Source organism: Actinomadura darangshiensis (assembly GCF_004349235.1).
Classification (GTDB): Bacteria; Actinomycetota; Actinomycetes; order Streptosporangiales; family Streptosporangiaceae; genus Spirillospora; species Spirillospora darangshiensis.
On record NZ_SMKY01000317.1, the window covers coordinates 1 to 10,034 of the forward strand.

11 protein-coding genes are annotated in these 10,034 nt (G+C 74.1%); all 11 read left to right on the forward strand.

Translation table 11 applies throughout. From position 1 onward, the window contains the following. The first annotated feature begins 44 nt into the window (after positions 1 to 44). Entirely contained in the window at positions 45 to 854 is an 810-nt protein-coding gene (locus tag E1293_RS39545; protein WP_132204038.1) for an IclR family transcriptional regulator, read from the forward strand. Then, the gene (locus E1293_RS39550) at positions 851 to 1,846 is read left to right on the forward strand and encodes an ABC transporter substrate-binding protein (RefSeq protein ID WP_132204040.1); all 996 of its coding nucleotides are present in this window, start codon (positions 851 to 853) and stop codon (positions 1,844 to 1,846) included. The genes E1293_RS39545 and E1293_RS39550 overlap by 4 nt, the downstream gene beginning before the upstream one ends. Further along, positions 1,846 to 2,715: an ABC transporter permease gene (locus E1293_RS39555; RefSeq protein WP_132204042.1), complete on the forward strand. Its 870-nt coding sequence runs from the start codon at positions 1,846 to 1,848 to the stop codon at positions 2,713 to 2,715. The genes E1293_RS39550 and E1293_RS39555 overlap by 1 nt, the downstream gene beginning before the upstream one ends. 5 nt (positions 2,716 to 2,720) lie before the next feature. Beyond that, positions 2,721 to 3,482, forward strand: a complete 762-nt coding sequence (locus E1293_RS39560) for an ABC transporter ATP-binding protein (RefSeq protein WP_132204044.1) — start codon at positions 2,721 to 2,723, stop codon at positions 3,480 to 3,482. Further along, positions 3,479 to 4,303 carry an alpha/beta fold hydrolase gene (locus E1293_RS39565; RefSeq protein ID WP_132204046.1) on the forward strand — a complete coding sequence of 275 codons (825 nt, stop codon included), beginning with the start codon at positions 3,479 to 3,481 and terminating at the stop codon, positions 4,301 to 4,303. Before E1293_RS39560 ends, E1293_RS39565 begins: the two co-directional genes overlap by 4 nt. A 1-nt stretch (position 4,304) precedes the next feature. Next, positions 4,305 to 4,787: a (2Fe-2S)-binding protein gene (locus E1293_RS39570; RefSeq protein ID WP_132204048.1), complete on the forward strand. Its 483-nt coding sequence runs from the start codon at positions 4,305 to 4,307 to the stop codon at positions 4,785 to 4,787. Continuing rightward, positions 4,784 to 7,192 carry a xanthine dehydrogenase family protein molybdopterin-binding subunit gene (locus E1293_RS39575; RefSeq protein ID WP_165978599.1) on the forward strand — a complete coding sequence of 803 codons (2,409 nt, stop codon included), beginning with the start codon at positions 4,784 to 4,786 and terminating at the stop codon, positions 7,190 to 7,192. Before E1293_RS39570 ends, E1293_RS39575 begins: the two co-directional genes overlap by 4 nt. Then, positions 7,189 to 8,190 (forward strand): amidohydrolase family protein, encoded by a 1,002-nt coding sequence (locus E1293_RS39580; protein ID WP_165978600.1) that lies wholly within the window; start codon positions 7,189 to 7,191, stop codon positions 8,188 to 8,190. The genes E1293_RS39575 and E1293_RS39580 overlap by 4 nt, the downstream gene beginning before the upstream one ends. Next, complete coding sequence (locus E1293_RS39585; protein ID WP_132204054.1) at positions 8,187 to 9,071, forward strand: FAD binding domain-containing protein; 885 nt, start codon at positions 8,187 to 8,189, stop codon at positions 9,069 to 9,071. The genes E1293_RS39580 and E1293_RS39585 overlap by 4 nt, the downstream gene beginning before the upstream one ends. 14 nt (positions 9,072 to 9,085) lie before the next feature. Continuing rightward, positions 9,086 to 9,433: an NIPSNAP family protein gene (locus E1293_RS39590; RefSeq protein ID WP_132204056.1), complete on the forward strand. Its 348-nt coding sequence runs from the start codon at positions 9,086 to 9,088 to the stop codon at positions 9,431 to 9,433. A gap of 14 nt (positions 9,434 to 9,447) precedes the next feature. Further along, on the forward strand, positions 9,448 to 10,034 hold a 587-nt coding region (locus tag E1293_RS39595), incomplete at its 3' end, for an SRPBCC family protein (protein WP_165978601.1).

Sequence of the window (10,034 nt, forward strand, 5' to 3'; positions counted from 1 at the left end):
GGGTGGGGTTGACATTGGGATGATGGTCCACTTTGCTGCGGTTTATGGAACAGCGGTCCAACTCCTCTCCCGGCGGTCAGCTTGAGCGATCGCTCGACATCCTCGAACTGCTCGTGCGGTCCGGTGGTCCTCGTGGGCTGGCCGAGATCGTGGAGGCCGTCGGCGGGCCTAAGACGACGGTCCATCGGCTGCTGACGACCCTGGAGGGACGGGGGTACGTCACGCAGGACTCCCGCACGTCCCGTTACTCGGCGGGCGTCCGGTGCTTCGAGCTCGGCAGCATGTGGGCGCACCAGCTCGACCTGCGCGCCGTCGCGGCCCCCCACCTGTCCGCGCTCAATCGCGAGACCCGCGAGACCGTCCACCTGGCCGTCTACGACCACGGCGACGTCGTCTACGTCGACAAGCTGGAGAGCCTCCATCCGGTGGTGGCCAAGTCCTACGTCGGGCGGCGGTGCCCGGCGACCTGTGTGGCCACCGGGCGGGCGCTGCTGGCCTACGAGTCGCGGGAGGAGATCGCGTCCGTGCTCGGCGGGCCGCTGCCCGCCTACACCGGTAAGTCGGTGACCGAACCGCTGGCGCTGGAAGAGATGCTGGAGGGGGTCCGGGCGAACGGGTACGCCGTCAACCATGGGAGCTACCGGGACGAAGTCGGTGGCGTCGCGGCGCCGGTGCGTGATCACACGGGACGTGTTGTCGCCTCGGTGGGGCTCTGCTTGCCTGAGCAGCGGTTCGGGCCGGGGGTTTTCGGGGCGCTCCGTGATCGGACCGTTGAGTGCGCGGTGGCGGTCTCGGTGGCGATGGGTGGGCCCGCGTCCCCGGTCACCGCCGGAACAGTGCCGGCCGTGCCATGAGCGGGGTCAGCCGGCGCGGCGTGCTGGCCGGGGCCGCGGGACTGGCGTTCACCGCGGCCGGGTGCGGGTCGCCCGAGACGCTGACCGTCGCCTCGGACGGCCGCCGCACGGTGCGGGTGCTGACGTTCCAGGCGCCGTCGCTCGGCGCCTTCCTGCCCGCGGTGATCAAGGCGAGGCGCATCGACGCCGCACACGGGCTGCGGATCGCGTTCTCCTACTCGACCCCGGACAAGTACAACACCGAGTTCGCGTCCGGCCACTACGAGATCGGCGGCAGCGCGGCGCTGCTGTCGGAGGCGCTGCGCACCGAGCGCGGCATCGACGTCACCTACCTGTTCAACATCTTCGACTACTTCAGCGCGGTCGTGACGTCGAACCCCGAGGTGCGGCGGCTGACCGACCTGCGCGGACGCAGGCTGGCGGCGGCGACGGGCACCACCAACCACGCCATGTTCGCCTGGTTCGCCAAGCGGGCGGGGCTCGACCTGGACGACGTCGAACTACAGAACCAGACCCCCGCCGGGCTGTCCACCATGGCGATCATGGGCCGTACCGACGGCACCGAGATCTGGGAACCCGCCTACTCCTCGCTGCTGAAGAAGAAGCCGGGCATCCGCAGCCTCGACATCGGCCTGCCGGCCTGGCGGGACGCCTTCGGCACCGCCACGATCCCCTACCTCGGGCTGGCCGCGCACCGCGGCTGGGCCCGCGCGCATCCCGACGTGGTCACCACCCTGTACCGGATCTACGCCGCCGCGGCCGCGTGGACCACGGCCAACCCGGCCGCCGCGGCGAAGATCGTCGCCGCGGCCACCCCGCGGGGCAAGGCGGCGACGCTGCAGGGCCTGATCCAGGACGGGGACCGGCTGGGCCTGCGCGTCGCCCCCGCGTCCCGGCTGACCGGCCCCATCGACGCGGTCTTCAAGGCCGGGCGGCAGACCGACTACCTCGCCGAGACACCACCGTCCACCATCGTCTACAGGGGGCTCTGATGGCCACCTCGTCCTCCACCGTCACGTCCCCGCCACCCGCTGCGGCACCGCAGGCCGGCGCGCCTGCCGGCCGCAAGAGGTTCCGCGATCCGAGCCTGCCCATCCTCGTCGTGGTGCTCCTCGGCGTGTGGGCGCTGGCGTCGCGGTTCACGCCCGAGTACGACGTTCCCAGCATCCCGAGCGTCGCCAAGGAGATCGGCGGCATCCTTACCAGCGGGGAGCTGCTGCGGAGCCTGTTCACCACGCTCGCCCGCGTCGGCGTCGGGCTCATCGGCTCGTTCGCCGTGGGCCTCGGGCTCGGCCTGGCGATGGGCGCCAGCTCGCCGGCCGCCCGGTACCTGCTCCCGCTGGTCCGCTTCGTGCAGGGCATCCCGTCCCTCTCCTGGGTGATCATCGCGGTGATCTGGTTCGCCGACGTCGAGTTGCGGGTCTGGTTCGTCATGGTCCTGGTGACGCTGCCGGGCTTCGCGCTGCAGACCTACGACTCCTACCGGGGCATCCCGGCGGAGCTGCGCGACATGGCCCGGTCCTTCCGGCCCGGGCGGTGGTCGCTGTTCCGCGAGATCACGCTGCCGGCCATCACGCCCGGGATCTTCACGGCCTGGAAGGTCAACCTCGGGCTCGGCATCCGGATGGTGCTGATCGCCGAGCTGGTCGGCGCGACCGTCGGCGTCGGCGCCCAGCTGCTGTCGGCGCAGCAGCTGTTCGACATGGCCGCGGTGGTCTCGTGGACCCTGCTGCTCGCCGTCAGCATGCTCATCGTCCAGGGCGCCGTGGAGCTGCTGGAGTCCTGGGTGCTGCGCTACCGGCCCCGGATCGACCGACCCGGCCGCGCGTCGTCCGCCGCGGCCCCGAAGGCGGAGGGCTGACCGACATGACCGAAACCGCGCCGCACGAGCCCGTCATCGAGTTCACCAACGTGCAGAAGGTCTTCCCCGGCCACCACGCGCTGCGCGACCTCAGCTTCGGCATCGGACGCGGCGAGCTGGTCTCCGTCGTCGGCGTCACCGGATGCGGGAAGTCCACCACGTTCAACCTCATCCTCGGGCTGTTCCCGCCCACCGAGGGCAGCGTCCGCGTCGAGGGACACGACCCGCACGCCGAGTTCGACTGGTTCCGCCGCCGGATGGCGGTCGTGTTCCAGGACGCCCGGCTGCTGCCCTGGCGCACCGCGCTGCAGAACGTCCGCACCGGCATGAAGTTCGCCGGGATCCCCAAGCAGGAGTGGGACGGGCGGGCCCGCGACTGGCTGTCGCGGCTCGGCCTCGCCGGCCGCGAGGACGCCTACCCCCACCAGCTGTCCGGCGGCCAGCGGCAGCGCGTCTCGCTGGCCCGGGCCTTCGCCGTCGACCCCGAGATCATCCTGTGCGACGAGTCGTTCTCCGCGCTGGACGAGATCACCGCGCGGACGCTGCGCAAGGAGTTCGTCGAGCTGGTGCGCGCCGGCGGCAAGACCGGCGTCGTCATCACCCACTCGCTCGACGAGGCGCTGACGCTCGGCGAGCGGATCCTCGTGCTCCGGCCGCCCGGCCACCTGGCCGACGAGGTCAGGGTGCCTGCCGGCTCGGACCCGGAGGTACTGGCCGAGCTGCGCGAACGGCTGATCACCGCGATGAACCCGGAAGGAGCCGAGTGAAGCACGACGCCGTGCGCACGACGGGTGGACACCCCGGCCTCAGCTACCTGGACGCCGGGGCGCGGGACGACAAGGCCGTGGTGCTGCTGCACAGCCTCGGCGCCGACCATCGCATGTGGTCGCCGCAGGCCGAGGCATTGTCGGCCCGCCGGCGGGTCCTTGCGCCCGACGCGCGGGGGCATGGCGGCTCCGGTTGGGGTGGGCCGCCGACCGCCGACGACTGGGCCGACGATCTTGGGCTTGTGCTGGACGCCGCGGGCGTCCGGCGCGCCGCGCTGGTCGGGGTGTCGCTCGGGGGCATCCAGGCGGTCGCGTACGCGGCGGCCCGCCCGGACCGGGTGTCGGCCGTCGTGATCGCGGACAGCTTCGTGGAGCTGGCGCCCGAGACCGCCGAGGCCAGGATCGCCTCGCTGGCGGGAGCCGCACGCGACCAGGGGATGGCGGCGCTGGCCGACGCCTACGTCGCCGACACCATCACGCGGACCCCGCCGCCGGCGGGCGCCGAGGCGGTCCGGAAGGCGATCGCCGGAATGGACGCCGAGCACTACGCGGACAGCGTCGCGGCCTGCTTCGGCGTCCGCATCGCCGACCGGCTGGCGGACGTCCGGGCCCCCGCGCTCGTCCTGTGGGGCGAACGCGACCGCAAGACGCCGCGGGCGCTGTCCGAGCGGATCGCGGCGGGGATCGACGGCGCCGCGCTGGAGGTCGTCCCGGACGCGGGCCATCTGTCGAACGTGGACAACCCCGCCGGGTTCACGCGGCTTGTCGAGGACTTCATCGGCGAGACCTGGCGGGAACGTTCCAACGACGGGGGGAGATGAGATGGGCAGCCGCCATGAGATCGAGATCGTCGTCAACGGCGAGCCGCGCCGCTGCGGCACCGCCGCCCGCACCAGCCTGGCCGACCTGCTCCGCGACACGCTCGGGCTGACCGGCACGCACCTCGGCTGCGAGCACGGCGTCTGCGGCGCCTGCACGGTGCTGCTGGACGGCGAGCCCGTCCGCTCGTGCATCGTGCTCGCGGTCCAGGCCGACGGGCACGCGGTGACGACCATCGAGGGCGCCGGCGGACCGGACGGAGGGCTCAGCCCGGTGCAGGAGGCGTTCTGCGACGCGCACGCCTCGCAGTGCGGGTACTGCACGTCCGGGATGGTGCTGGCCACCCAGGCTCTCCTGGAGGAGCGCCCCCGCCCGACCCGCGCCGAGATCGACGAGGCGCTGGGCGGCAACATCTGCCGGTGCACCGGCTACGTCCAGATCCGCGAGGCCGTCGAGCGCGCGGCCGAAGGGAGCGGTGCCAGGTGACCGAGACCGAGTTCCGGTGGGTCTCCAAGCCGGGCCGCGTCCGCGAGGACCGGCGTTTCGTCAGCGGCCGGGGCCGCTACGTCGCCGACATCACCCCGCCCGGCACCCTGCACGTCGCGCTGGTCACCAGCCCGCACGCGCACGCCCGCATCACCGGGATCGACGCGGCGGAGGCGCTGGAGATGGACGGCGTGGTCGCCGTGCTCACCGGCGCCGAGCTGGCCAAGGAGACCGAGCCGCTCAAGCAGTACCTCAACGTGCCGCAGGTCCAGTGGCGGCCGCTCGCGGCCGGCGAGACCCGGTACGCGGGCGAGTGGGTCGCCGCGGTGGTGGCCGAGTCGCGGGCCGTGGCCGAGGACGGCGCGGAGCGCGTGTTCGTCGACTACGAGCCGCTGCCCCTGGTGCTCGACCCCGAGGAGGCCGCCGAGGACGGGTCGCCGCTCGTCCACCCCGACCACGGCACCAACGTCATGGCGCACCGCGAGTTCCGCTGGGGCGACGTGGACGGCGACCGGGCCCGCGCGGCCGGCACGACGCGGGTGCGGTCCCGCTGGAACCGCAACTCGACCGTCCCGCTGGAGACGTTCGGCGTCGTGGCCCGCTGGGACCGCGGCCGCGACCTGCTGGACGTGTGGGCGTCCATCCAGATGCCGCAGTTCCCCGAGCAGCTCGCGCGGTCGCTGCGCCTGCCGACCAACCAGGTGCGGGTGCACTTCGACGTGGACGTCGGCGGCAGCTACGGGGTCAAGCGCGGCATCAAGCACGGCGTCCTCGCCGCGCACCTGTCGCGCATGCTGGACGCCCCGGTCAAGCTGATCGAGGACCGGGCCGAGAACATGCACGGCGGCGACTTCCACGGCCCCGACCGCCTCTTCGAGGTGGAGCTGGCCTACACCGCCGACGGCGAGTTCACCAGCATCCGCATCGACGTGCTCGACGACGAGGGCGCCTACCCGGGACGGTCGCCGCTGCAGCTGGCCAAGCCGATCGGCGCGATCGTCGGGCCGTACCGGATCCCGAGCGTGGAGTACAACGCGACGGCCGTCGTGACGAACAAGACCGGGCAGGTCGCCGTCCGCGGGTTCGGGCAGTCGCCGACGAACTACGCGATCGAGGCGGCCGTCGACGCCGTGGCCCGCGACCTCGGCATGGACCGGATGGAGCTGCGCAGGCGCAACTTCATCCGGCCTGAGGAGTTCCCGTACCGGATCCCGAGCGGCACCGAGTACGACTCCGGCGACTACCCGGCCGTGCTGGACAAGGCGGTCGCGCTGGCGGACCTGCCCGCGCTGGAGGCACGCCGGGACGAGCTGCGCGCCGGGGGACGGCTCGCCGGGATCGGCGTGGCCGCCTGCCTGGAGCCGGGCGGCGGCAACGCCATCTTCGAGAACATCATGAACCCGTCCAACGACAAGACCACCTTCCCCGAGGCCTGCCGGCTGCGGGTGGACGGCGAGGGCGCCGTCACCGTGGTCATCGCGCTGTCGTCGTCCGGGCAGTCGCACGACACCATGGTCGCCACGCTCGTCGGCGAGGAACTCGGCCGCGACCCTGCGGGGATCGCCGTGGTCCGGGCCGACTCGCTGACCGGTATGCCGTCGCAGAGCCCGGTCGGCAGCCGCATGACGATCGTCCTCGGCCAGGCGATCCGCGGCGCCGGCGACGAGCTGAAGGACAAGATGCGCGCGATCGCCGCGCACAACCTCGGCGTAGGGCCGGACGAGGTCGACTACGACGGCGGCGACGTCGCCGTCCGCGCCGACCCCGCGCGGCGGCTGGCCTGGGCGGAGATCGCCGCGATCGCGCACCGCAAGCAGCACCTGATGCCGCCGGGCGTCCAGCCGGGCCTGGAGGTCGTGCACGCCGCGCACACGCCGCGGTCGGGCGCCCTCGCGCAGCCGGACGGCACCGTGCAGGTGTACCCGTGCTACTCGTTCGAGGTGCACCTCGTGCTCGCGGCGCTGGACCCGGGCACCGGGAAGGTGGAGCTCGACCGCTACTACATCGCGCACGACTGCGGGACGGTCATCAACCCGGACGTGGTCCGCGGGATGGTCTACGGCGGCACCGCGCACGGCATCGGTGTCGCACTCTACGAGCAGTTCGCCTACAGCCCGGAGGGGCAGCCGCTCACCCAGTCCTTCATGGACTACCTGCTGCCCAGCGCGCACGAGGTGCCCACCATCGTCGACACCGAGCACTGCACGCCCTCGCCGTACACGACGCTCGGGCAGAAGGGCGTCGGCGAGGCCGGCTACATGGGCGCGCCGGCGGCCGTCGCCGGCGCCGTCAACGACGCGCTGACCGCCGCGGGCGCGCCGCCCGTCCACTCCCTGCCGATCAAGCCGGGCGATGTGTGGGCGGCGCTCCGGGCGGCCCGAGACGACCATCGAGGAGACAAGTGACCAGCCAGTTCGTCATCGACGTCCACGCCCACCTGGCACCGCGCGAGCTGCTCGCCGGGCTCGCCGCGGGCCGCGAGCGGTTCCCCGGCATCGAGGTCCGCCCGCACGAGTCCACCTACACGGTGAGCTTCGCCGGCGGCAAGCCGACCAGGCCGGTCGCGCCCGGCCTGCTCGACCCGGACCGGCGCGGCCGGTGGCTGACCGAGCAGGGCGTGCACCGGCAGGTCGTCGGCGGGTGGCTGGACATCTTCGGCTACGACCTGCCGGCCGCCGAGGGCGCCGGCTGGGCCGAGACGCTGACCGGCGCCCTGCGCGAGACCGCCGCGGCCGACGAGCGCCTCGTCGCGCTCGGCACCGTCGCGCTCCAGGACCCCGGCGGCGCCGCCACCGCGCTCGCGGCGTGCCGCGCGGCGGGCCTGCCCGGCGTCATGATCGCCACCCGGGCCGGCGGGCGGGAGCTCGACGACCCCGCCTACACCCCGGTCTGGGAGGCCGCCGACGACACCGGAGCCGTCGTGTTCCTGCACCCCGGCTTCGCCGGCGCGGGGGCGCGCTACCAGGACTTCGGGCTCGTCAACGGGCTCGCCCGCCTTGAGGACAGCACGGTCACGCTGGCCAGGCTGCTGTACGCGGGCGTCCCGGCCCGGTTCCCCCGGGCCCGCATCGTGGTGGCCCACGGCGGCGCCGCGCTGCCGTACGCGCTGGGGCGGCTCGTCCGCAACCACGTCCTGCACCCCGAGACGACGGCCGACCCGCTGGAGTCGTTCGCCCGGCTGTACTTCGACAGCGTCGTCTTCGACCCGCCGACGCTGGAGTTCCTGGCCGCCAAGGCGGGTCCCGGGCGGGTGCTGCTCGGCTCCGACTACCCGTTCCCGATCGGCGACCTCGCGCCGCGGGACGTGGTCGAGCGCGCCGACCTCAAGGACGGCGACCGGGACGCCATCCTCGGCGGCACGGCGGCCGGCCTGTTCGGCATCGGCCCCGGAGGGGCGCGATGAAGCCCGTCGACTTCGAGCTGCACCGCCCCGCCACGACCGCCGAGGCGGTGGCGCTGCTCGCCGAGCACGCCCCCGAGGCCAAGGTGCTCGCCGGCGGCCAGAGCCTGCTGCCGCTGCTCAACTTCCGGCTGGCCCGCCCGGAGCACCTGGTCGACCTCGGCCGGATCGCCGCGCTCGCCGAGCTGCGGCGCACCCGGGACGAGCTGGTGGTCGGCGCCATGGTGCGGCAGGCGCGGGCCGAGCGCTCGCCCGCCGTCGCCGCGGACGCCCCGCTGCTCGCCGCCGCCTTCCCCAACATCGCCCACCCGCCGATCCGCAACCGCGGCACGGTCGGCGGCAGCCTCGCGCACGCCGACCCGGCGGCCGAACTGCCCGCCGTCGCCCGCGCCCTGGACGCGGTGCTCGTGGCGGCGGGCCCGGCCGGACGGCGGGAGATCGCGGCCCGCGACTTCTTCCAGGCCAACCTCATGACCGTGCTGGAGGCCGACGAGCTGCTCGTCGAGATCCGGTTCCCGCGCGCCGCGCCCGGCACCGGGGCGAGCTTCCAGGAGGTCGGGCGCCGCAGCGGCGACTTCGCGCTGGTCGGCGTCGCCGCGCAGGTGACCGTCCGGGACGGCGTGGTCGAGGAGGCCCGCGTCTGTGTGACCGGCGTGGCGCCGACACCGCACCGCGCGGCCGAGGCGGAGGAGCCGCTCACCGGACGGCCGCTGACCGAGGCGCGGCTCGCCGCGGCCGCGGACGCGCTGCGCGCCGCGATCGACCCCAGCGGCGACCTGCACGCGCCCGGCGAGTACCGCCGCGACGTCGCGGGCACGCTGGCGGTCCGCGCCGTCGCACAGGCGCACCGGCGCGCCACCGAGCACGCGGCCGCGGCCGCCTGACCCGAGGAGACGAGTTGATCTACGAGCTGCGCGAGTACGCGGCCGCGCCCGGCGGCGCCGAGGCGCTGCACGCCCGCTTCGCCGACCACACCCTCGGCCTGTTCGAGCGGCTGGGGATGGACGTCGCGGGCTTCTGGTCCGACCTGGACGACCCCGGCCGGATCGTCTACCTGCTGCGCTTCCCTGACGAGGAGGCCCGGCAAGCCGCCTGGGAGGCGTTCCAGGCCGACCCGGAATGGCGGCGCGTCAAGGCCGAGTCCGAGGCCGGCGGTGCGATCGTCGACACGATGACCAGCCGGCGGCTCGGCGCGGCGCCGTACTGGCCGCACGAGACGGCCCGGACCGCCGCCGACCGGCACTGACGAGAGACCACGACATGCGACTCGAGAACACCTTCCACGTCTCGCTGCCCGTCGAGGAGGCGTGGACGCTGCTGACCGACCTGCCGCGCATCGCGCCGTGCCTGCCCGGCGCCCACCTCGACGAGGTCGTCGACGGCGAGCACCGCGGCGGCCTGTCCACCAAGATCGGCCCGATCAACGCCCGCTACCGCGGCACCGCCCGCTTCGTCGAACGCGACGACGTCGACCACCGCGGCGTCATCGAGGCGCGGGGCCGCGAGGAGCGCGGCAGCGGCACCGCGTCCGCGACGGTGACGGCCGCGCTGCGCCCCGAGGACGGCGGCACCCGCGTGGACGTCACCACCGACCTAGCGGTGAGCGGGCGCGCGGCCCAGTTCGGGCGCAGCCTGCTCGCCGAGGTCAGCTCGATGCTGATCGCCCAGTTCACGACCCGGCTGGAGGCGATGATCCAGGCGGGCTCCGGTCCCGCCGCCGCCCCCGCCGCCGTGAACGGCCGTCACGTACCGGCCGCCCCCGCTCCGGAGCCGGACGCGAGCCTCGACGTCGCCGGCACCGTGATCCTGCCGCTGCTGCGCCGCGCCGCCGTCCCGGCCGGTGCCGC

Excerpts from the sequence above, each read along its gene's own strand:
- E1293_RS39545 (WP_132204038.1), top strand. The coding sequence starts at position 45 with ATGGAACAGCGGTCCAACTCCTCTCCCGGCGGTCAGCTTGAGCGATCG.
- E1293_RS39550 (WP_132204040.1), top strand. The coding sequence starts at position 851 with ATGAGCGGGGTCAGCCGGCGCGGCGTGCTGGCCGGGGCCGCGGGACTG.
- E1293_RS39555 (WP_132204042.1), top strand. The coding sequence starts at position 1,846 with ATGGCCACCTCGTCCTCCACCGTCACGTCCCCGCCACCCGCTGCGGCA.
- E1293_RS39560 (WP_132204044.1), top strand. The coding sequence starts at position 2,721 with ATGACCGAAACCGCGCCGCACGAGCCCGTCATCGAGTTCACCAACGTG.
- E1293_RS39570 (WP_132204048.1), top strand. The coding sequence starts at position 4,305 with ATGGGCAGCCGCCATGAGATCGAGATCGTCGTCAACGGCGAGCCGCGC.
- E1293_RS39585 (WP_132204054.1), top strand. The coding sequence starts at position 8,187 with ATGAAGCCCGTCGACTTCGAGCTGCACCGCCCCGCCACGACCGCCGAG.